The sequence below is a fragment of the Streptomyces sp. NPDC101118 genome (assembly GCF_044759445.1).
Lineage (GTDB): Bacteria > Actinomycetota > Actinomycetes > Streptomycetales > Streptomycetaceae > Streptomyces.
Window position 1 is genome coordinate 104,833 of the sequence record NZ_JBIVZG010000004.1, and the last position, 21,943, is coordinate 126,775.

16 protein-coding genes and 1 pseudogene are annotated in these 21,943 nt (G+C 74.4%); 2 read left to right on the forward strand and 15 right to left on the reverse strand.

Translation table 11 applies throughout. The annotated features are described in order from the left end of the window. Nucleotides 1–91 precede the first annotated feature (91 nt). From tmk to bldG, 8 genes are all read right to left on the reverse strand, one after another. Nucleotides 92–3,403 (reverse strand): dTMP kinase, encoded by a 3,312-nt coding sequence (gene tmk, locus ACIQUQ_RS09350; protein WP_403973127.1) that lies wholly within the window; start codon nucleotides 3,401–3,403, stop codon nucleotides 92–94. A gap of 446 nt (nucleotides 3,404–3,849) precedes the next feature. Continuing rightward, nucleotides 3,850–6,708: a type I DNA topoisomerase gene (topA, locus tag ACIQUQ_RS09355; protein ID WP_403973129.1), complete on the reverse strand. Its 2,859-nt coding sequence runs from the start codon at nucleotides 6,706–6,708 to the stop codon at nucleotides 3,850–3,852. A gap of 187 nt (nucleotides 6,709–6,895) precedes the next feature. Then, nucleotides 6,896–7,093, reverse strand: coding sequence for a hypothetical protein (locus tag ACIQUQ_RS09360; RefSeq protein ID WP_403973132.1), 198 nt, complete (start codon nucleotides 7,091–7,093; stop codon nucleotides 6,896–6,898). A gap of 92 nt (nucleotides 7,094–7,185) precedes the next feature. Further along, nucleotides 7,186–8,697, reverse strand: coding sequence for a methyltransferase (locus ACIQUQ_RS09365; protein WP_403973134.1), 1,512 nt, complete (start codon nucleotides 8,695–8,697; stop codon nucleotides 7,186–7,188). Nucleotides 8,698–8,767: 70 nt separating this feature from the next. Continuing rightward, entirely contained in the window at nucleotides 8,768–9,334 is a 567-nt protein-coding gene (locus ACIQUQ_RS09370; RefSeq protein ID WP_399946853.1) for a small secreted protein, read from the reverse strand. Between the two features lie 125 nt (nucleotides 9,335–9,459). After that, nucleotides 9,460–11,862: a sodium-translocating pyrophosphatase gene (locus ACIQUQ_RS09375; protein ID WP_403973137.1), complete on the reverse strand. Its 2,403-nt coding sequence runs from the start codon at nucleotides 11,860–11,862 to the stop codon at nucleotides 9,460–9,462. 248 nt (nucleotides 11,863–12,110) lie between these two features. After that, on the reverse strand, nucleotides 12,111–12,551 hold the full coding sequence (locus tag ACIQUQ_RS09380) for an ATP-binding protein (protein WP_403973140.1): 441 nt from the start codon (nucleotides 12,549–12,551) through the stop codon (nucleotides 12,111–12,113). An 86-nt stretch (nucleotides 12,552–12,637) separates the two neighbouring features. Further along, nucleotides 12,638–12,979 (reverse strand): anti-sigma factor antagonist BldG, encoded by a 342-nt coding sequence (gene bldG, locus ACIQUQ_RS09385; RefSeq protein WP_399946861.1) that lies wholly within the window; start codon nucleotides 12,977–12,979, stop codon nucleotides 12,638–12,640. A gap of 80 nt (nucleotides 12,980–13,059) precedes the next feature. On the opposite strand from bldG, the pseudogene ACIQUQ_RS09390 reads away from it, so the two are divergent. Beyond that, a pseudogene (locus tag ACIQUQ_RS09390) lies at nucleotides 13,060–15,514 on the forward strand (DEAD/DEAH box helicase). Here the strand turns inward: ACIQUQ_RS09390 and ACIQUQ_RS09395 are convergent. The 7 genes from ACIQUQ_RS09395 to ssd form a co-directional block, all read right to left on the reverse strand. Further along, entirely contained in the window at nucleotides 15,492–15,860 is a 369-nt protein-coding gene (locus ACIQUQ_RS09395) for an Rv3654c family TadE-like protein (RefSeq protein ID WP_403973143.1), read from the reverse strand. The pseudogene ACIQUQ_RS09390 and the gene ACIQUQ_RS09395 sit on opposite strands and share 23 nt — an antisense overlap. Further along, nucleotides 15,857–16,252: a TadE family type IV pilus minor pilin gene (locus ACIQUQ_RS09400; protein ID WP_403973146.1), complete on the reverse strand. Its 396-nt coding sequence runs from the start codon at nucleotides 16,250–16,252 to the stop codon at nucleotides 15,857–15,859. The genes ACIQUQ_RS09395 and ACIQUQ_RS09400 overlap by 4 nt, the downstream gene beginning before the upstream one ends. Then, on the reverse strand, nucleotides 16,239–16,433 hold the full coding sequence (locus ACIQUQ_RS09405; RefSeq protein WP_403973148.1) for a DUF4244 domain-containing protein: 195 nt from the start codon (nucleotides 16,431–16,433) through the stop codon (nucleotides 16,239–16,241). Before ACIQUQ_RS09405 ends, ACIQUQ_RS09400 begins: the two co-directional genes overlap by 14 nt. A gap of 50 nt (nucleotides 16,434–16,483) precedes the next feature. Further along, on the reverse strand, nucleotides 16,484–16,945 hold the full coding sequence (locus ACIQUQ_RS09410) for a type II secretion system F family protein (protein ID WP_403973150.1): 462 nt from the start codon (nucleotides 16,943–16,945) through the stop codon (nucleotides 16,484–16,486). A gap of 281 nt (nucleotides 16,946–17,226) precedes the next feature. Then, nucleotides 17,227–18,066 carry a type II secretion system F family protein gene (locus ACIQUQ_RS09415; RefSeq protein WP_403973821.1) on the reverse strand — a complete coding sequence of 280 codons (840 nt, stop codon included), beginning with the start codon at nucleotides 18,064–18,066 and terminating at the stop codon, nucleotides 17,227–17,229. Nucleotides 18,067–18,068: 2 nt separating this feature from the next. Beyond that, entirely contained in the window at nucleotides 18,069–19,217 is a 1,149-nt protein-coding gene (locus ACIQUQ_RS09420; protein WP_403973152.1) for a TadA family conjugal transfer-associated ATPase, read from the reverse strand. After that, nucleotides 19,214–20,341 carry a septum site-determining protein Ssd gene (ssd, locus tag ACIQUQ_RS09425; RefSeq protein WP_403973824.1) on the reverse strand — a complete coding sequence of 376 codons (1,128 nt, stop codon included), beginning with the start codon at nucleotides 20,339–20,341 and terminating at the stop codon, nucleotides 19,214–19,216. Before ssd ends, ACIQUQ_RS09420 begins: the two co-directional genes overlap by 4 nt. A gap of 487 nt (nucleotides 20,342–20,828) precedes the next feature. Between ssd and ACIQUQ_RS09430 the strand changes: the two genes are divergently transcribed. After that, nucleotides 20,829–21,689, forward strand: a complete 861-nt coding sequence (locus tag ACIQUQ_RS09430; RefSeq protein WP_403973155.1) for an HAD family hydrolase — start codon at nucleotides 20,829–20,831, stop codon at nucleotides 21,687–21,689. Nucleotides 21,690–21,943: the final 254 nt, after the last annotated feature.

Below are 21,943 nucleotides of genomic sequence, written 5' to 3' on the forward strand. Positions count from 1 at the left end.
TCCCGCCCGGCCGAAGCCCCTGCCCCGGGGCGGCGGGCGAGCCCGGCCGTCCCGGCCGGTGCCCGCGGCCCCGGCGGCACGGGGCCGCGGCTCAGCGGCGGCGGCCCCGGCGCGGGGTGTCGTCCTCGTCGTCGTCCGGGCGGGAGCCCAGGAGTTCGTCGGCCAGGGTCGGCAGGTCGTCCAGCGGGGTCTCCTCCGCCCAGTCCGGGCGCGGACGGCGCGGGCGGCCGGCGGCGTCGAGCTGCGGCAGCTCGCGCGTCCGGTCGTTCGCGCCCGTCGGAGCACCGCCCCGCGGGGCCTCGTCGCGGAAGATGCCGGGCGGCACCCGGTCCACCGGGTCCGTGGCCCGTACGGGCGGCAGCACGGCCGTCTCGTCCACCCCGCGGTCCTCCCGGACCGGAGGCAGCACCGACGTCTCGTCCTCGGCGCGGTCAGCGCGTACCGGAGGCAGCAGCGCGGTCTCGTCCTCCGCCCGGGTGTCGCGTACGGGCGGCAGCACGGCCGTCTCGTCCACGCCGCGGTCCTCGCGGACCGGGGGCAGCACCGACGTCTCGTCCTCCGCCGCCGGCACCTTCGGCACCGGGACGGTCTGGGTGACCTCCTCCGGACCCACGACCGGCGTCTCGACGGTCACGGCCTCGTCCGGAGCCACCCGGGACGGTGCCTCCGCCTTGGTCATCGCCACCTTCGGAACCGCCCGCCCGGCGTCGCCGCCGGGAGCCCCGGACGCAGCCGAAGCCGCACCGGCCGCAGCCGCGTCCGCAGCCGCCTTCGCCGCCGCCGCGGCGGCCGCCGCCTCTGCCAGCCGACGCGCCTCCTCGGCCTTCACCAGCGCTTCCTCGGCCCGCCGCTGCTTCTCGCGGCGCCGCTCCTCGGCCTCCGCCCGCAGCCGGGCCTCCTCCTCGGCAGCCAGCCGCAGGCGCTCCGCCTCGGCCGCGCGCGCCTTCTCCTCCGCCTCGCGCCGGGCCCGCTCCTCCACCGCGGCCCTGCGCGCCGCCTCGGCCTCGGCTTCGGCCTCGGCCCGCAGCCGGGCCTCCTCCGCCTGCCGCGCGGCCTCCGCCTCGGCGGCCCGGCGCGCGGCCTCTTCCTCCGCGGCCTTGCGGGCAGCCTCTTCCTCCGCCGCCTTGCGCGCGGCTTCCTCCTCGGCAGCCTTGCGGGCGGCCTCCGCCTCGGCGGCCTTTCGGGCCGCTTCCTCCTCCGCGGCCTTGCGCGCGGCTTCCTCGGCGGCCCGGCGGGCCTCCTCCCGCGCCTGCACTTCGGCCTCGGACAACGGCAGCATCCGGTCCAGGCGGTGCCGTACGACCGTGGTCACCGATTCCGGGTCCTGACCGGCGTCCACCACCAGGTACCGGCCCGGATCCGCGGCGGCCAGCGTCAGGAAGCCCGAGCGCACCCGCTGGTGGAACTCCGCGGGCTCCGACTCCAGCCGGTCCGGCGCCTCGGTGAACCGCTCGCGCGCGGTCTCGGGCGACACGTCCAGCAGCACGGTCAGGTTCGGTACGAGCCCGGTCGTCGCCCAGCGCGAGATGCGGGCGATCTCCGTCGGCGACAGGTCGCGCCCGGCGCCCTGGTAGGCCACCGAGGAGTCGATGTACCGGTCGGTGATGACGACGGCACCGCGCTCCAGCGCGGGCCGCACCACCGTGTCCACGTGCTCCGCCCGGTCGGCGGCGTACAGCAGGGCCTCGGCGCGGTTCGACAGACCGGCGGACGACACGTCCAGCAGGATCGACCGCAGCCGCTTGCCGATCGGGGTCGCCCCGGGCTCGCGCGTGACGACCACCTCGTGGCCCTTGCCGCGGATCCACTCCGCGAGGGCGTTGACCTGCGTGGACTTGCCCGCGCCGTCGCCGCCCTCCAGGGCGATGAAGAAGCCCGTCGTGGCCGGCGCCTGGGACGGCTCGCCGCCGACCAGGGCCTCCTTGATGTCACGCCGCAGCGGTACGCCGGACCGGTCGTCCGCGCGCGCCAGCACGATCACCGCGACCGGCAGCAGCAGAGCGCCGGCCAGCATCAGCCCGAAGGCCGCCCCGCCGTGCGCGAAGACGAAGGCGCCGCTGGCCAGCCGGTGGGGGCCGATGGCGGCGGCGAAGAGGGGCGCGCCGACCGCGCCGAGAGCCACGGCCACCCGGACCACCGCGTGCAGGTGGGCGGTGACGCGGGCGCGGCGGAACTCCTCGGTCTCCTGGTCGAGCAGGATGTGCCCGGTGTTGGCGGCCACGCCCGCGCTCGTACCGGCGACCAGCGCCAGGAACAGCACCGTCGCCGTGTCCGGGACCAGCCCCATCACCAGCATCGCGAGCCCGGTCAGCGCTATCGCGAGGGCCAGCAGGCGGCGGCGCGACAGCCCCGGCAGCACCTTGTTGGCCTGGCTGGCCCGGATGCCGGCGACGGTGCCGCCGGTGAGGGCCAGCACGAGCAGCGCGTACGCCACCGGACCGCCGCCGAGGTCGTCGGCGTGCAGCGCGGCCAGGGCGACCGCGCAGGACACGGCCCCCGCGATGGCCGCGCAGGCCAGCACGAGCAGCGGAACGGCGCCGGTGCGGCCCTTCTCGGGACGGTTCCCGGCGGCCGGGCGGCGCAGGCCCTCCAGCGGGGAGCGGGGGCGCGGGGTCTTGGTGTCCGGCAGGACCAGCGGGAGCAGCAGCGAGACGGAGGCGGCGAAGAGCCCGGCGGCCACGTACGAGCCGAGGGCGGCCGGGTTCTCGGCGAACCACTCGATCCCGATGCCCAGCGCCCGCCCGACCAGCCCGGCCACGACCAGCGCGGCCGCGGCGATGGGCAGGGCGACGAAGGACGTACGGAGGGACAGCCGGCGCAGCGCGTCGAGGTGGTCCGGCAGCGGGCGCACCGTCGCGCCCTCCGGCGGCGGGGCGGGCAGCAGGGCGGGGGCGGCGCTCTCCTTGGCGAGCGTCCACAACCGCTCCGCGACACCGGAGACGAACACGGTGACCAGCAGGAACGTCAGCGCCTGGGCCGGCACCCAGGCCAGCCACAGCGGCGCGACGACGAACAGCGCGATGCGGAGCCCGTCGGCACCGAGCATCGTCCAGCGGCGGTCGAGGTGGCCGCCGGCGGCAGTGAGCTTGGCCAGCGGGCCGAGCAGGACGGCGCCGCAGAGCAGCGTGGCGAAGATCCGTACCCCGAAGACGGCGGCGACGGCGAGGGCCGCACCGCGGTAGCCGCCGCCGAAGGAGTCCTCGGAGACGGCGGCCTGGAAGGCGAGCAGCACCAGCACGAGCACCGCGAGGGCGTCGGCGGTCCCGCTGACGAGCTGGGCGCTCCACAGCCGCCGCAGCGCCGGTGTACGCAGCAGCGCGCGCACGGCTCGCTCACGTGAGTCTGCGGCTAGGGCTTCGTCGTAGGTGGGGTTCACGACCGTTGGCTGCTCGGCTCGCGTCATCCGCCCAGCCTATCCGCTGCGCTCGGCTGTACGTTTCCCGCGCGCACTTCCGGGACCCTGCCGGCCCGTCTCCCGCGCACCGGCGCGCGCTCCCCGCAGCGGGAGCCCCCACCGGCACCGGCGTGAGACGGACGCGTCCGGGCGCCGACGGCCCTCGGGGTTCGGCACCCGGACGCGTCAGGGCCCCGGCGGCCGCAGGGTGTGCGGCCGCCGGGGGCCGGGGGTCGCGGTGGGCGGTCCGGCCCCTGCGGGTGAGTCCACCGGAGGGGGCGCGGCCCCCGTAGTCGCCGCGGGGGCCCCCCCCCCCGCCCGGGGGGGGGGGGGGCCGGGGGGGGGCGCCGCCGCCCGGGGGGGGGGGCCCCCGGGGGGGGGGGGGGCCCGGGGGGCGGGGGGGGGGGCGCCCCCCGGGGCCCTGGTGACGCGGTGCGCGGTCCGGCCCGTGCGGGTCAGTCCTCCGAAGGGGCCGCGGCCGCCTTCTTCGCCGCGGCGGTCTTCGCCGCTGCGGCGGTCTTCTTCGCCGCCGACGCCGTCGTCGTCTTCTTCGCGGCCGTCTTCTTGGCGGCGGCCGCCGTCGTCTTCTTCGCCGGCGCCTTCTTGGCCGCCGCCTTCTTCGCGGGGGCCTTCTTCGCCGCCTTCTTGGCCGGCCCCTTCGCCCGCTTCTCCGCCAGCAGCTCGTAGCCCCGCTCCGGCGTGATCGTCTCGACGTCGTCGTCCCGCCGCAGGGTGGCGTTCGTCTCGCCGTCCGTCACGTACGGGCCGAAGCGGCCGTCCTTCACCACGACCGGCTTCTCGCTGACCGGGTCGACGCCCAGCTCCTTCAACGGCGGCTTGGCCGCGGCCCGGCCCCGCTGCTTCGGCTGCGCGTAGATCGCCAGCGCCTCGTCCAGCGTGATCGTGAAGAGCTGGTCCTCGGTCTCCAGCGACCGCGAGTCCGTGCCCTTCTTCAGGTACGGGCCGTAGCGGCCGTTCTGCGCCGTGATCTCCACGCCCTCCGCGTCCGCGCCGACCACGCGCGGCAGCGACATCAGCTTCAGCGCGTCGTCGAGCGTGACGGTGTCGAGGGACATGGACTTGAAGAGCGAGGCGGTCCGCGGCTTGACCGCGTTCTTGCCCGTCTTCGGCGTGCCCTCGGGCAGGATCTCCGTCACGTACGGGCCGTACCGGCCGTCCTTGGCGACGATCTCGTGCCCGCTGGCCGGGTCCTTGCCCAGCGGGAACTCGCCGCTCGGCTTGGAGAAGAGGTGCTCGGCGTACTCGACCGTCAGCTCGTCCGGCGCCAGGTCGTCCGGCACGTCGGCCCGCTGGTGGCCCTCCGCGTCCTTCTCGCCGCGCTCGATGTACGGGCCGTAGCGGCCCACCCGCAGCACGATGCCCTCGCCGACCGGGAAGGAGGAGATCTCCCGGGCGTCGATCGCGCCCAGGTCCGTGACCAGCTCCTTCAGGCCCCCGAGGTGGTCGCCGTCGCCGTTGCCGGCCTCGGCGGCGCTGCCCGCGGCGGTGCCCTCGCCCGAGCCCTCGCCGAAGTAGAAACGCTTCAGCCACGGGACGGACTGGGCCTCACCGCGCGCGATGCGGTCGAGGTCGTCCTCCATCTTGGCGGTGAAGTCGTAGTCGACCAGCCGGCCGAAGTGCTTCTCCAGCAGGTTGACCACGGCGAAGGACAGGAAGGACGGCACCAGCGCCGTGCCCTTCTTGAACACGTAGCCGCGGTCCAGGATCGTGCCGATGATCGACGCGTACGTCGACGGGCGGCCGATCTCGCGCTCTTCGAGCTCCTTGACCAGCGAGGCCTCGGTGTAGCGGGCCGGGGGCTTGGTCGCGTGGCCGTCGGCGGTGATCTGCTCGGCGGTCAGCGCGTCGCCCTCGGCGACCTGCGGCAGGCGCCGCTCGCGGTCGTCCAGCTCGGCGTTCGGGTCGTCCGCGCCCTCGACGTACGCCTTCATGAAGCCGTGGAAGGTGATCGTCTTGCCGGAGGCGGTGAACTCGGCGTCGCGCCCGTCCGCGGCACGGCCGCCGATCCGGACGGTGACGCTGTTGCCGACCGCGTCCTTCATCTGGGAGGCGACGGTCCGCTTCCAGATCAGCTCGTAGAGGCGGAACTGGTCGCCGGTCAGGCCGGTCTCGGCCGGGGTGCGGAAACGATCACCCGACGGCCGGATGGCCTCGTGGGCCTCCTGGGCGTTCTTGACCTTGCCGGCGTAGACGCGCGGCTTCTCGGGCAGGTAGTCGGCGCCGTACAGCTGCGTGACCTGCGCGCGGGCGGCGGCGACGGCCGTCTCGGAGAGGACCGTGGAGTCCGTACGCATGTAGGTGATGAAGCCGTTCTCGTACAGCTTCTGGGCCACCTGCATGGTCGCCTTCGCTCCGAAGCCCAGCTTGCGCGACGCCTCCTGCTGGAGGGTCGTCGTACGGAAGGGGGCGTACGGGGACCGGCGGTACGGCTTCGACTCGACGGAGCGGACGGCGAACGAGGTCTCGGCGAGCGCGGCCGCCAGGGCCCGGGCGTTCGCCTCGTCCAGGTGCAGGACGTCGCTCTTGAGCTGCCCGTTCGAGCCGAAGTCGCGGCCCTGCGCCACGCGCCGGCCGTCGACCGTGTTCAGGCGGGCGACCAGGGAGGACGGGTCGCTGGGGTCGCCGGCGCGGCCCGTGGAGAAGGTGCCGGTGAGGTCCCAGTACTCGGCGGAGCGGAAGGCGATGCGCTCGCGCTCGCGCTCGACGACGAGGCGGGTGGCGACGGACTGGACGCGGCCGGCCGACAGCCGCGGCATGACCTTCTTCCACAGGACCGGCGAGACCTCGTAGCCGTAGAGGCGGTCGAGGATGCGGCGGGTCTCCTGGGCGTCGACCATGCGCTTGTTCAGCTCGCGCGGGTTGGCGACGGCGTCGCGGATCGCGTCCTTGGTGATCTCGTGGAAGACCATCCGGTGGACGGGGACCTTGGGCTTGAGCACTTCCTGGAGGTGCCAGGCGATGGCCTCGCCCTCGCGGTCCTCATCGGTGGCGAGGAAGAGCTCGTCGGACTCGGCCAGCAGCTCCTTGAGCTTCCTGACCTGCGCCTTCTTGTCCGCGTTGACGACGTAGATCGGCTGGAAGTCGTGCTCGACGTCCACACCGAGGCGGCGGACCTCACCCGTGTACTTCTCCGGCACCTCGGCGGCGCCGTTCGGGAGGTCGCGGATGTGCCCGACGCTCGCCTCGACGACGTACCCAGGGCCCAGGTAGCCCTTGATCGTCTTCGCCTTCGCAGGAGACTCGACGATGACGAGTCGGCGGCCGCCCTTTGCGGTCTCGCTAGTCGGGGACAACTTGGCTCTTCTCTCCGGTCGGCACTCGGTCGCAGTACGGCGACGCTGCGGAGTGTGACGGTACAACCCGCCCCCGTGTCAAACGGCACAAGCCCGCAACGGCCACTCGAACGGTAACCCGACTAGTGCCATTCCTGCCGCCCGGATACCTCCGTGCCGTCACCCCGGTCCGCTGTCGGACCCGCCCTCAGAGCCTGGCGAAGCACCACACCCCGAGGGCCAGGGAGGCCGCACCGGCCAGTGCCGCGAGGGGCACGGCCAGACCGGGGCGCACACCTTCCGCGACCGGCTCGCGCCGTACGGCGCACGCCCCCGTCCAGAACAGCATCCCGGCCCCGAACAGCGTGAACACCACGCCGGCGAAGATCGCTGGACCGCTCTCCATGCTGTGCTCCCGTCCCCTCGGGCCCCCCGGGCATCCCCCGTGGGCGGGAGCCTGGCAGGGCCCGGGGTACGGCGGGCGAACCCCGGGTGAACTCAGTTCGTCCCGGTGCCGGAGGCGGGCTCCAGAAATCCCTGCTCCACGAGCATCCGGATCGCCTCGGGCGTCCGGTCGCGCAGGACGACCGGGTCCTCCTGCATCAGCTGGGCGATGGCGTCGAGGATCCGCCCGGCGCTGAGCGAGCCGTCGCAGACCCCTGCGAAGCCCGCCCCGACGGTGTCCACGCGGGTGGCGCGGCGCATGCCGCGGTGCTGGCGCAGCACCACGTGCTCGGGGTCCTCGGCGCCCGGCGCGCCGACCTGCTCCTGCACCACTTCTCCGGCCATCCGGAAATGGCCTTCGAGCAGTGCCGCGTCGTCGTGGGCGCGCAGGTAGTCCTGGCGCTCGAAGTGGGCGCGGACCGTGTCCCCCAAGGGCTGCTCGACGGGGTGCGGCCACTCCTCGACGACGATGGAGGGGCGCTCGGCCGCCGTCTTGCGCAGCGTGATCCAGCCGAATCCGACGGCCTTGGTCTTGCGGGCCTCGAACTCCCCCAGCCACTCCTCGTACCGCCGGGCGTACTCGGCCGGGTCGGTGCGGTGGTCGCCCGCGTCGCGCAGCCACAGCTCGGCGTACTGGGTGACGTCCTGCACCTCGCGCTGCACGATCCAGGCGTCGCAGCCGGCCGGGACCCAGGAGCGCAGCCGGTCGGCCCAGTCCTCGCCCTCGACGTGCTGCCAGTTGGCCAGGAACTGCGCGTACCCGCCCTCGTTCAGGTGCTCGCCCGCCTGCCGGACGAGGGTGCGGCACAGGTCGTCGCCGCCCATCCCGCCGTCCCGGTAGGTCAGCCGGGCCCCAGGGGAGATCACGAAGGGCGGGTTGGACACGATCAGGTCGTACGTCTCCCCGCCGACGGGCTCGAAGAGCGAGCCCTCCAGCAGCTCGGCCTCGGGCGCCCCGGAGAGCGCAAGGGTCAGCCGGGTGAATTCCAGCGCCCGCGGGTTGACGTCGGTGGCGGTGACCCGGGTGGCGTGCTGCGAGGCGTGCAGGGCCTGGATGCCGGATCCGGTGCCGAGGTCGAGGGCCGTCCCGACGGGGTTCCGGACGGTGATCCCGGCCAGCGTCGTGGAGGCGCCCCCGACGCCGAGGACCACGCCCTCCGCCTTGCTGCCGATGCCCCCGGCGCCGCCGACGGCGCAGCCGAGGTCCGAGACGATGAACCAGTCCTCGCCGTCCGGGCCGCCGTACGGGCGTACGTCGACCCGCGCGCGGACCTCGTCGCCGTCCCGCTCGACCCAGCCGTCTGCCAGCGCCTCCGCCAGCGGCAGCGCGGCCGCGGCGGCGTCCGCCGGGACGGAGCCCTGGAGCAGGAACAGCCGTGCGAGGGTGGCGAGCGGTCCGTCCCCGCGGGTCGCGCGGGCGGCGGGCACCGTCTCGCTGCGGGCCAGCGCGGCGTAGGCGGGTGCGCCGAGCAGGTCGAGCAGGCCGTCCGCGGTGAACCCGGCGGAGATCAGGGCCTCGCGGAGGGCGGCGGCGTGGTCGGGGGAGGGCAGGCTGGGGGTACTCACCCGCCCATTGTGTCCGCTCGCGCCGTCAATCCGTACGACGTCCGGGCGCCGGGTCGCCGCCCCCCGGGCCTCAGCCCTGGGCCGGCGCCGGGGTCGCGGCGCGCTGGCAGCTCTCCTGGTTCTTCATGGCCTTGCCCAGCTCGCCCGACTGGAGCTTGGTCAGGGCCTCGTTGCCGCTGTTGCTGAGCTTGGAGAGCTCGTCGGCGATGTTCTTGAGGCCGTCGGCGAACTTCGCCTGGTCCTTCGGGTCGAGCGCGTCGACCTTCACCTTGAGGTCGGCGTAGGACTTGGAGATCGCGTTGAGCTCGGCAACGGCGTCGGCCTGCGTCTTCTTGCCGTCCTCGGCCGGCGGGACGCCGGCGCCCGCGACGGCGGTGCCCATCTGCTTGTACGCGTCGGAGAGGGACTGGAACGCGGCCGAGTCGGTCTTCTGGACGACGTCGGCCTTGCTCTGGTCCGTGGTCTCCTTCTGGATCGCGGCGTTCGCGGCCTGGATCTTCTGGACCTGGGGCTCGACCTGGTCGCAGACCTTCTTCGCCCAGTCGTTGACCTTCTTCTCGCTGTCGTCACCGCAGCCGGACAGTGCGAGTACCAGCACCGCACCGCCGGACAGGGCGGCCGCAAGCTTCTTGTTCACCGGATTGGTCCCTTCCAAGGCTCTCGGCCCCGGAACATACACCCCGCACCGTACCGGCTCACACGAAGCGGGCGGACGGCGCGTCACCACGCACCGTCCGCCCGCAGTTGGGCCGGGGTCTCCGGTCAGGAGGAGGCGACCGCCGCGTCGGGCTGCTGCGCGACGCGTTCTGCGGTGCCACCGCTGTCGTCGCCGACGGCGATGCCGCGGCGCTTGGAGATGTACACCGCGCCGACGATGACGATCAGCGAGACCACCGCGACGACCGTCCGCACGGCGGGGCTGGCGTCCTCGCCGTAGCTGAACTGCACGACGGCCGGGGCGATCAGGAGCGCCACCAGGTTCATGACCTTGAGCAGCGGGTTGATCGCGGGTCCCGCGGTGTCCTTGAAGGGGTCGCCGACGGTGTCGCCGATGACGGTGGCGGCGTGGGCCTCGCTGCCCTTGCCGCCGTGGTGGCCGTCCTCGACCAGCTTCTTGGCGTTGTCCCACGCGCCGCCGGAGTTGGCGAGGAAGACGGCCATCAGCGTGCCGCAGCCGATGGCGCCGGCCAGGTACGAGCCGAGGGCGCCGACGCCGAACGTGAAGCCGACGGCGATGGGCGCCATCACGGCGAGCAGGCCGGGGGTGGCCAGCTCGCGGAGTGCGTCCTTCGTGCAGATGTCGACGACGCGGCCGTACTCGGGCTTCTCGGTGTAGTCCATGATCCCGGGGTGCTCCCGGAACTGGCGGCGCACCTCGTAGACCACCGCGCCCGCGGAACGGGAGACGGCGTTGATGGCCAGCCCCGAGAAGAGGAAGACCACGGAGGCGCCGAGGACCAGACCCACCAGGTTGTTGGGCTGGGTGATGTCCATGTTCAGGCCCAGCTCGCCGGCCTTGGCGCCGACGTCCTTGACGGCCGTGGCGATCGCGTCGCGGTACGAGCCGAAGAGGGCGGCCGCGGCGAGGACCGCGGTGGCGATGGCAATGCCCTTGGTGATGGCCTTGGTGGTGTTGCCGACCGCGTCGAGGTCGGTGAGCACCTGGGCGCCGGCGCCCTGGACGTCGCCGGACATCTCGGCGATGCCCTGGGCGTTGTCGGAGACCGGGCCGAAGGTGTCCATGGCGACGATGACGCCGACGGTGGTGAGCAGGCCGGTGCCAGCGAGGGCGACGGCGAACAGCGCCAGCATGACCGAGGTGCCGCCGAGCAGGAACGCGCCGTACACGCCGAGGCCGATGAGGAGCGCGGTGTAGACGGCGGACTCCAGGCCGACGGAGATGCCGGCCAGGACGACGGTGGCGGGGCCGGTCAGCGAGGACTTGCCGATGTCCCGGACGGGGCGGCGGCTGGTCTCGGTGAAGTAGCCGGTGAGCTGCTGGATGACCGCGGCGAGCACGATGCCGATGGCCACGGCGACGAGCGCGAGGATCCGCGGGTCGCCGTCGTGGGCGACGATCGCGCTGTCCGTGACGCCCTTGAGGTCCGCGTAGGAGGACGGCAGGTAGGCGAAGGCCGCCGCGGCGACCAGCACCAGGGAGATCACGGCGGAGATGAAGAAGCCGCGGTTGATGGCGGTCATGCCACTGCGGTCGGTGCGGCGCGGGGCCACGGCGAAGATGCCGATCATGGCCGTGATCACGCCGATCGCGGGGACGATGAGCGGGAAGGCGAGTCCCGCGTCGCCGAAGGCGGCCGTGCCGAGGATCAGCGCGGCGACGAGCGTGACGGCGTACGACTCGAAGAGGTCGGCCGCCATGCCGGCGCAGTCGCCGACGTTGTCGCCCACGTTGTCGGCGATGGTCGCGGCATTGCGCGGATCGTCCTCCGGAATGCCCTGCTCGACCTTGCCGACCAGGTCGGCGCCGACGTCGGCGGCCTTGGTGAAGATGCCTCCGCCGACCCGCATGAACATCGCGATCAGCGCGGCGCCGAGGCCGAAGCCCTCCAGGACCTTCGGCGCGTCGGCGGCGTAGACGAGCACGACGCAGGAGGCGCCGAGCAGTCCGAGGCCGACGGTGAACATGCCGACCACGCCGCCGGTACGAAATGCGATCTTCATCGCCTTGTGCGCGACGGAGGTCAGGTCCTTTTCAGGTTCTCCCTCGGCGGGAGTTGCCTCGCGGGCGGCCGCGGCGACGCGGACATTCGCGCGGACGGCGAGGCGCATGCCGATGTATCCGGTGATCGCGGAGAAGATCGCGCCGACCAGGAAGAAGGCGGAACGCCCGGCGCGCTGCGACCAGTTGTCGGCGGGGAGCAGGAAGAGCAGGAAGAACACCACGACGGCGAATACGCCGAGGGTGCGGAGCTGGCGTCCCAGATAGGCGTTGGCGCCTTCCTGAACCGCTGCCGCGATCTTCTTCATGCTGTCGGTGCCCTCGTCGGCGGCGAGCACCTGGCGGACCAGGAGCTGGGCCACGACGAGCGCGGCCAGGGCCACGGCCGCGATGACGAACACGATGAGCCGGTTGTCATCCGTGAGTACCGCCGCCGCGAGCCCGGCGGTGTGGGCTGGCTCGAGAGGGGTGAAGAGCCCCGTCATTCGTCCTCCTTGACGTGAAGAGCTCAAAAGATGTGGACGGATTGTAGGGAGCTACACCTGATCAAAACAGTACGCGGGAAACGGAATTGGCCTGCTCTTGCTCCTCAGCAAATGATCGCGTCACGCCATTACCCCCGAAAGGGGTAATGGGGCAAAAGCATTGACGCCTGATCAATGATCTAGGTAAATGAAAAAGGCCCTGCTCAGCAGGGCCTTGAAAAAGATCGTAAGGTACGACCGGAAAGATCTCAGTGGAGTTCGGGAGCGGCCGTGGTCGGCCAGCTCATGCGGATCACGCCGCCCGATTCCCCGCTGGTGACCTCGACGTCGTCGACCAGTCCGCTGATCACGGCGAGGCCCATCTCGTCCTCGCCGTCCGCCTCCGGCTCGGCGGCTCCGCCCGCCTGCGCGGACGCGGAGTCCCCGCCCCCCGAGGGGCCGGGGACCTCGTCGGCGACCTCGATGGAGAAGACCTTCTCCTCTTCGGTCAGCAGCACCCTGACGGGCGCGGAGAGCTCGTGGCTGCGGTGCAGCCCGACAGCACGGGAACAGGCCTCGCCCACGGCGAGCCTGACCTCGTCGAGCAGGGCCTCTTCCAGACCGGCACGACGTGCCACGGCGGCCGCGACCAGCCGGGCCGTGCGGACGTGCTCGGGCTGGGCGCTGAAACGGAGTTCAACGGTGGCCATGCGGTCCCCCTCGGACGTTAGGGCGTGCTGTACAGGGGCCCGGGCCGGCCGGCCCGGTGCCCCCGCTCCTTGATCCGGGCGACGCGTCAGTCGGTGGCGTTGACCGCGTCTTCCACCGTGGTGTGGATCGGGAACACCTTGGTCAGACCGGTGATGCGGAAGATCTTGAGGATGCGCTCCTGGTTGCAGACCAGGCGCAGGGAGCCCTCGTGCGCGCGGACGCGCTTCAGGCCGCCCACGAGCACACCGAGGCCGGTGGAGTCGAGGAAGTCCACCCGCTCCATGTCGACAACCAGGTGGTAGCTGCCGTCGTTCACCAACTCGACCAACTGCTCGCGCAGCTTGGGCGCGGTATACACATCAATCTCGCCACCGACCTCGACGACCGTGCGGTCGCCGACAGTGTGAGTCGACAGGGACAGGTCCACGGATCCTCCAGCACCTTGCTATCGAGCGGCGCCCCCCAGGGGCATCCCCCCCGAAGGTAGGGGACGGATTGGCAGCCGCGATGGCATTCAATCACTTACCGGCGGGCGTGCACGACGCCTTCGGACCTATTGTCCCGCACGCCAGTGACACACTCGACTCCAATGGCCAGCAATCATCGTCCCGGGCACCACACGGCGGCCGCGGACACACGACCTGCCCCCGGAACGGTTCTGGACCGGCTCTCAAGGGGGCCGGGCCGTGCTGCGCGCATCACCCATACGGAGCATCTGCCCCCGCGCGAGGGCCGTCATGCCGTCTGGCCCGACCGCATTCGAACTGATGTCGTCGCGGCCGTCCAGGCGGCCGGGATCGAACACCCCTGGGCCCACCAGGCGGAAGCCGCCGAGCGCGCCCTGGACGGCGAGTCGGTGGTCGTCGCCACCGGCACCGCCTCGGGCAAGTCCCTGGCCTACCTCGCCCCCGTGCTGTCCGCCCTCGCGGACGGCGCCGCCGCCCCGAACGGCCGCGGCGCGACCGCCCTGTACCTGGCGCCCACCAAGGCCCTCGCCGCCGACCAGCGGCGCGCCGTACGGGAACTGGCGGCCCCCCTCGGCAACGCAGTCCGCGCGGCCGTCTACGACGGCGACACGCCCGTCGAGGAGCGCGAATGGGTGCGCCAGTACGCCAACTACGTGCTGACCAACCCCGACATGCTGCACCGCGGGATCCTGCCGGCCCACCCCCGCTGGTCCTCCTTCCTGCGCTCCCTGCGCTACGTGGTGATCGACGAGTGCCACACCTACCGCGGCGTGTTCGGCTCGCACGTCGCCCAGGTGCTGCGACGGCTGCGCCGCCTGTGCGCCCGGTACGGGGCGGACCCCGTCTTCCTGCTCGCCTCGGCCACCGCCAGTGACCCCTCGGTCGCGGCGAGCCGCCTCACCGGCCTGCCGGTCACCGAGGTCACGGACGACGCCTCGCCCCGCGGCGAAGTGGTCTTCGCCCTCTGGGAGCCCCCGCTGACCGAGATGAGGGGCGAGAAGGGCGCTCCCGTACGCCGTACGGCCACCGCGGAGACCGCCGACCTGCTGACCGACCTCGCCGTGCAGGGGGTCCGCACGGTGGCCTTCATCCGCTCCCGGCGCGGCGCGGAGCTGATCGCCCTGATAGCCCAGGAGCGGCTGGCCGAGGTGGACCGGTCCCTGCCCGGGCGCGTCGCGGCCTACCGGGGCGGCTACCTGCCCGAGGAGCGCCGTGCCCTGGAGCGGGCCCTGCACTCCGGTGAGCTGCTGGGCCTGGCCGCCACCACGGCCCTGGAACTCGGCGTCGACGTGTCCGGCCTGGACGCGGTACTGATCGCCGGCTACCCCGGGACCCGGGCCTCGCTGTGGCAGCAGGCGGGCCGTGCCGGCCGGTCCGGCCAGGGCGCGCTGGCCGTGCTGGTCGCCCGCGACGACCCGCTGGACACGTATCTCGTCCACCACCCCGACGCGCTGTTCAAGCGGCCCGTCGAGGCCACGGTCCTCGACCCGGACAACCCCTACGTGCTGGCCCCGCACCTGTGCGCCGCCGCCGCGGAGCTGCCGCTGACGGAGGACGACCTGACGCTCTTCGGCCCCGCCACGGCCGACCTGATGCCGCAGCTGGAGGCCGCGAAGCTGCTCCGCCGCCGCGCCACCGCCTGGCACTGGACCCGCCGTGAGCGGGCCTCGGACCTCACCGACATCCGCGGCGGGGGCGGGCGCCCCGTGCAGATCGTGGAGGCCGCCACCGGGCGGCTGCTGGGCACCGTGGACGAGTCCGCCGCCCACACCGCCGTCCACGACGGGGCGGTCCACCTCCACCAGGGCCGTACGTACCTGGTGAAGACGCTGGACCTGGAGGACTCCGTGGCCCTGGTCGAGGAGGCCAGCCCGCCCTTCTCCACCACCGCCCGCGACACCACCTCGATCTCCGTGCTGGAGACCGAGACCGAGGTCCCCTGGGGGGACGCCCGGCTCTGCTACGGGTCCGTGGAGGTCACCAACCAGGTGGTCTCCTACCTGCGCCGCAAGCTGATCACCGGCGAGGTGCTCGGCGAGGCCAAGCTCGACCTCCCGCCGCGCACCCTGCGCACCCGGGCCGTCTGGTGGACGGTCACCGAGGACCAGCTCGACGCCGCCCGGATCAACCCGGAGATCCTCGGCGGCGCCCTGCACGCCGCCGAGCACGCCTCCATCGGCCTCCTCCCGCTCTTCGCCACCTGCGACCGCTGGGACATCGGCGGCGTCTCCGTGCCGCTGCATCCCGACACCCTCCTTCCGACGGTCTTCGTCTACGACGGCCACCCGGGCGGCGCAGGGTTCGCCGAGCGCGCCTTCCACACGGCCCGCTCCTGGCTCACCGCCACCCGCGAGGCCATCGCGTCCTGCGAGTGCGAGGCCGGCTGCCCCTCGTGCATCCAGTCCCCCAAGTGCGGCAACGGCAACGACCCGCTCCACAAGCGCGGCGCCGTGCGCCTGCTCACCGAGCTCCTCAAGGCGGCCCCGACGCCCTGACGGGCATCCCGGGCAGTGCCTCGGCAGGACCCGCCCGCGCGGCCGCCTCCGGGGCGAACGGCCCGGCCCGCACCCGGGCCGCCACGTCCGCCACCTCGCCGGGGGCCGCGCACCGGGAGAGCTCCGCACCCTGGGCACGGGCCACCCGCAGCGCCACCGCGCACGCCTCCGGCTCCCCGCGGGTCCACACCGTGGCGGCCGCCAGGGCGGCCAGGTCCGCGGCCGCGGCGGCCCGGTGCCGGGCCACCACCACCTGGCCCAGCGTGAGGACGCCCCCGAACACGGCACACAGCACGGAGGCCACCAGCACGGCCCAGACGGTCGCCGACCCCCGGTCCCGGCTCACGGCAGCACCTCCTCCCCGAGCGCGTCCTCGGCCAGCGCAACCGCACCGGCCCCCAGCCGCACCCCCAGCGCCCCGGGCCCCGGGGCGGGCGCCTCGACCCGCACCCGCCACAGCTCCCCGTCCCGCTCCACCCGCACCCGCGCACCCTCGGGGGCCACCGCGCGGGCCGCGGCCACGGCCTCCGCCACCGGTTCCGAACGGGCGGCGGCCCGCGCCCCGGCCCCTGCGGCGTCCACGCACCCGATCTGCGCGGCCGCCGCCATCAGGGCCCACACCAGCGCCACGGCGAACAGCACCAGGGCCGGCAGCACCAGGGCGGCCTCGGCGGTGACGTACCCGCGGTCGCCGCCGGGCCCCGCCCGGCGGCGTGGGCCGCGGTCAGACCGAGCCACCGAGTGCCTTCCCGATCGTCGACGCGAGCGCCGACGACACCACGTCGCTCGTGACCACCTTGTAGAGCACGGCCGCGAAGGCACACGCGGCGATCGTGCCCATCGCGTACTCACTCGTCGTCATGCCCGCATCGCGCCGGTGTCCGCGCAGCGCTTCCCGCACCCGTCGCCAGATCCTCATGCCGTTCCCGCCTCTCAACTCACACGTGTCCATGTCGCTCTGATCTCCACTCAGCGCCCGCCGAGCAGCCCGGCCGCCAGACCGATGACCACGGGCGCCACCCCGACCGCGAGGAACGCGGGCAGGAAGCACAGCCCCACCGGAGCGGTGATGAGGACCGCGGCGCGCTGCGCACGGGCCGTGGCGGCCCGGGCCCGCTCGGCCCGCATCCCCGCGGCCAGCCGGGAGACCGGCTCGGCCGCCGGAGCCCCCGTCCTGGCGGCCCGCTCCAGGCAGTCGGCCAGCGGCCGGGCCCCCGGTATCGCGGCCAGCCGCCCCCACGCCCCGCCCGGTTCGCCGCCGAGCCGCAGCTCCGCACCGGCCCGGGCCAGCCGCTCCCCCACCGGCCCGCCCAGGGAGTCGCCCACCACTTCGGCGGCCTCCCGCGGGCCCGCGCCGGCGGCCAGACAGGCGGCCAGCAGATCGGCGGCGAACGGCAGCTGCCGCCCGTCCTCCCCCCGCCCGCCCCCCACCCGGTCCACCCTGCGCGACCACCTGCGCCACCGCGCGGCCCACCCGCCATGCCGCACGGCCTCCCCGGCCGCCCCGGCCGCACCCCGGGCCGCCCCCGCACCCCGCACAGCCCCCGCCGGACCACCCCCGGGAACCCCATCCGCCCCGAGAACACCCAGCACCCCGACGAGCCGCCGCCGGGCGCCCCGCTCCAGCACCGCCGCCCGGACCAGGCACGCCAGCCACGCCCCGGCGGCCACCACGGCCACCACTGTCCCCAGCCTGTGGACGAAATCCCCGGTCACGACCGCTCCCCCGCCCGCACGATCCGCCAGGCCCAGCAGAGCCCCAGCCCCTCCAGCACCAGCCCGGTCACCAGACAGCCCAGTCCCAGACCCGTGTGCAGCAGCACCCGCAGCGGAGCGGCCCCCAGGGCGGTCCCCATCAGCAGACCGGCCACCGGCAGCAGCGCGAGCACGACCGCGGTCGACCGCGCACCCGCCAACTGGGCCCGCAGCCCCTCACGCTGCTCCCGCTCGGCCCGCAACGCCCGCTCAAGCCTGTCCAGTCCGGCCGCAAGGCCCGCACCCCCGTCCACGGACACCCGCCAGCAGGCGGCCATCCCCGCCAGCCCCTCGGCCCCCGGTTCCCGCGCCGCCACCCGCAAGGCCCCCGGCACGTCCCCGCCGAACACCGCCGCGGCCAGCACCCCGGCCTCCCCGGCGACGAGCGCATCCCCCTCGCCCCGCAGCACCGCGGTCACCGCCTGCCCGGCCTGCGCGCCGGCCCGCAACTCCCCGGCCACGGCGGCACACACGGCCAGCACCCGGGCCTCCCGCTCCGCCCGCCGCCGCGCCGCCTCCCGCGCCCGCAGCCACCGCTGCACCAGGGGCACCGCCAACGCGCCACCGGCCAGGGGCAGCAGCGAACCGCCGGCCAGCGACACGAGCAGCCCGGCCGCCAGGCACCCCCACTCCCGCCGGCCCCGCACCCACGCGCCGGCCAGGGCGGCCCCGCACCGCCAGGACGCCACCCGCCGCACCGCCGGGCCCGCGAACAGCGCCCGCGCCCTGAACTCCGCCTCGTCCCGCACCGCGAGCGCCCAGACCGCGCCCCCGGCACACACGACCGCACCGAACACCCTCACCGCACACCCCCGAGCATCACCCGCAGCCGCTCCCAGCCGCTCTCGCGCACGAACCCCCGCGCTCCCCAGCGCAACGCGGGCACCGTCACCACCAGCCCGGCCCCGTCCCGCTCCAGCACGTGCAGCTCGGCCACCCTCCGCCGCCCCGCACGGTCCCGCACCAGATGCACCACCACGGACAGGGCTGCCGCCAACTGGCTGTGCAACGCGGCCCGGTCAAGACCCGCGGCGGTACCGAGCGCCTCCAGCCGGGCCGGCACGTGCGCGGCGGCGTTGGCATGGACCGTCCCGCACCCGCCCTCGTGCCCGGTGTTCAGCGCGGCCAGCAGATCCGCCACCTCTGCGCCCCGCACCTCGCCGACCACCAGCCGGTCGGGCCGCATCCGCAGCGCCTGCCGCACCAGATCGGCCAGCGTCACCAGCCCCGCACCCTCCTGGTTGGCCGGACGCGTCTCCAGCCGCACCACATGGGGGTGGTCGGGCCTCAGCTCGGCCGAGTCCTCGGCCAGCACGATCCGCTCCCCGGGCCCCACGAGACCCAGCAGCGAACTCAGCAGCGTGGTCTTCCCGCTGCCCGTGCCGCCGGAGACCAGGAAGGACAGCCGGGCCTCGACCAGCGCCCGCAGGATCCGCTGACCACCGGGCGGCACCGTGCCCGCGGCCACCAACTCCTCCAGCGTGAAGGCCCGGTGACGCACCACCCGCAGCGAGAGGCAGGCGGACCCGACCGCCACCGGAGGCAGCACCGCGTGCACCCGCGTCCCGTCCGGCAGCCTCGCGTCGACCCACGGCCGGGCATCGTCCAGCCGGCGCCCCGCCACGGACGCCAGCCGCTGCGCCAGCCTGCGCACCGCATCGGCGTCCTTGAAGGCCACCGGCGCCAGTTCGAGCCCGCCGCCCCGGTCCACCCACACCCGGTCGGGCGCGGCCACCAGCACGTCCGTCACCTCGGGATCGGCCAGCAGGGGCTCCAGCGGCCCGGCACCCACCAGCTCCGAGCGCAGCTCCCGCGCCGCCCCCAGCACCTCGGCGTCCCCGAGCAGCCTCCCCTGGGCCCGCAGCGCGGCGGCCACCCGGGCCGGCGTCGGCTCGGCCCCGCTCTCCGCGAGCCGCTGCCGCACCGCGTCCAGCAGCCCGGCGCTCATCCGGCACCTCCCCCGGCCAGCGCCCGCTCCCAGAACCCGGAACAGAACCGCCCCAACGGCCCCCGCGCCCGCACCCCCGGCGGTTCCCCGGCAGCGGGCCCGAGCCCCGCCTCCCGCGGCACCTCGCCGGCCGACGGCAGCGCCAGCAGCCGGGCCACCGCCTCCGCATCCAGCCCCGGCGCGAACGGCCCGCGCACCACGAGCCGCAGGTCGCGGGCCACCGCACCGACGGCGCCGGCCACCCGGCCGGCCGCCGCCACGGCCCTCAGCTCACCCGGCACCACGAGCAGCACCAGGTCCAGTTGCGCGAGCACCTCCGCCACCCCGTCGTCGAGCCGGCGCGGCAGGTCCACCACGACCACCCCGCCCCGGCGCCGCGCGGCGGCCAGCACGGACCGCACCGCGGCGGGCGGCACCACCACCTGGTCACCGCGGTCCCAGCTGAGCAGCCGCAGCCCGTGCAGGCGCGGCAGCGACTCCTCCAGCGCCCCGGCGCCGACCCGGCCGCGCGAGGCGGCGAAGTCCGGCCAGCGCAGCCCCTCGGCGTGCTCACCGGCCAGCAGCACGTCGAGCCCGCCGCCCAGCGGGTCGGCGTCGACCAGCATGGTCCGCTCACCGGCCCGGGCGGCGCCGACGGCGAGGGCGCAGGCCAGCGTGGACGCCCCGGCACCGCCGCAGCCGCCGATCACCCCGACGGCCAGGGCCTGGCGTCCCGTGCCCTCGGCGACGTCCGCGATCCGGTCGGCCAGCCAGGCCTCCCGGTCGGGCAGCCGCAGCACCTGCTCGGCGCCGATCTCGACGCCCGCCCGCCAGACCTCCGGATCCTCGGTCCGGTGCCGCCCCACGAGCAGCACCCCGCCCCGGCGCGGCGCGCCGCGCACGCGCCCCACCGCGTCCTCGCCCACCAGTACCAGCGGGGCCGATTCCCAGCCGGGCCCGGCTCCCGATCGGGGCGGCGAGCCGCCGGCCGCCGCGTCGCGCGTTTGCTCCGGCACCGAGTGCTGCACCCGTGGCTCCGCCCCTGCGGCGGCGCACAGCCGCAGCAGGTCGTCGAGCAGGTCCGGGTCCTCCGTGACGATCAGCGGCCCGCCGGCCCGGACCTCGCCCGGCACCGGTCCCTCCAGCCGCTCCCGCGCCTCCCGCGACTTCGATCCAGCCACGATCTCCGCCCCCTTCTCACCGCAAATCCCACAGCCACGGACTTCGCGGCCGGAATCACCGTGCAGCGATCCGGAAAAAGATGTGGATCTTGCTCAAAAACTGTGAACAACTCCCCACCTGTGAATAACTTCGTCACCCATTCGATTTTGTTCCAGAGCGCACCGGAACCACTACGCAGCGTGACGAGTCCAGAGGGGTGGAGGGCCGCACAGCAGGCGGCCACGAGCCGCCGGAGGGGGCGGGAGGCGATCACACCGGATCGAGGGAACGGACGAAAATGCGTCCGGACATGCGACGACCCCCGCCGGGGGGGAGAGCGGGGGTCGTCCCCACGGCCGACTCGGGGGGGGAGGAGTCGGACCGGGTTAGCACGGTCGCGAACGATCCGTGACTTCCATGGTGTACCCGAGAGCCTTCTCAGGCAAACCCACGCGCCACACCTTACGCCGAATGGTGGGCGCATATGCTGCGCTCGTGGAAAACCACTCCTTGCCCCGCACAGCCGCCTTCTTCGACCTGGACAAGACGGTCATTGCGAAGTCGAGCACGCTGACCTTCAGCAAGTCCTTCTACCAGGGCGGCCTGATCAACCGCCGCGCCGTACTGCGGACCGCGTACTCCCAGTTCGTGTTCCTCGCGGGCGGCGCAGACCACGACCAGATGGAGCGGATGCGCGAGTATCTCTCCGCCCTCTGCAAGGGCTGGAACGTCCAGCAGGTACGGGAGATCGTCGCGGAGACGCTGCACGACCTCATCGACCCGATCATCTACGACGAGGCCGCCTCCCTCATCGAGGAGCACCACACCGCCGGCCGCGACGTCGTGATCGTCTCGACCTCCGGCGCAGAGGTGGTCGAGCCGATCGGCGAGATGCTCGGCGCCGACCGGGTGGTCGCGACGCGCATGGTCGTGGGCGACGACGGCTGCTTCACCGGCGAGATCGAGTACTACGCCTACGGCCCCACCAAGGCCGAGGCGGTGCGCCAGCTCGCCGAGTCCGAGGGCTACGACCTGGCGCGCTGCTACGCGTACAGCGACTCGATCACGGACGTCCCGATGCTGGAGTCGGTCGGCCACCCGCACGCGGTCAACCCCGACCGGGCGCTGCGCCGCGAGGCGCTGTCGCGCGACTGGCCGGTCCTGGTCTTCAACCGGCCGGTCCGGCTCAAGCAGCGCGTGCCGGGGCTGTCGATGTCCTCACGGCCCGCGCTGGTCGCGGCCGCGGCCGTGGGTGCGGCGGCGGCGACCGCCGGCCTGGTCTGGTACGCGAGCCGACGCCGCGCGAACGCCCTGGCGTCCATCACAGCCTGACCGCGACGCGCCCCGCGATCCCCGCGGCCGCACGATCCCCGCGATCCCCGCGGCCGCACGGTCCCCGCGGCGCCCGCGCGCCCGTCGCCCCGCCCGCGCGCCCGTCGCCCCGCCCGCGCCCCCTCGCGTCCGCCGCGCCGCCCCGGGGCGCCCCCCCGCCCCCCGGGGGGCGGGGCCCCCCCCGGCCCCCCCCCCCCCCGGCGACGACCCGCGCTGTGCGGTTTATACGTTCCAGTACGGACAGGTGAAGTACA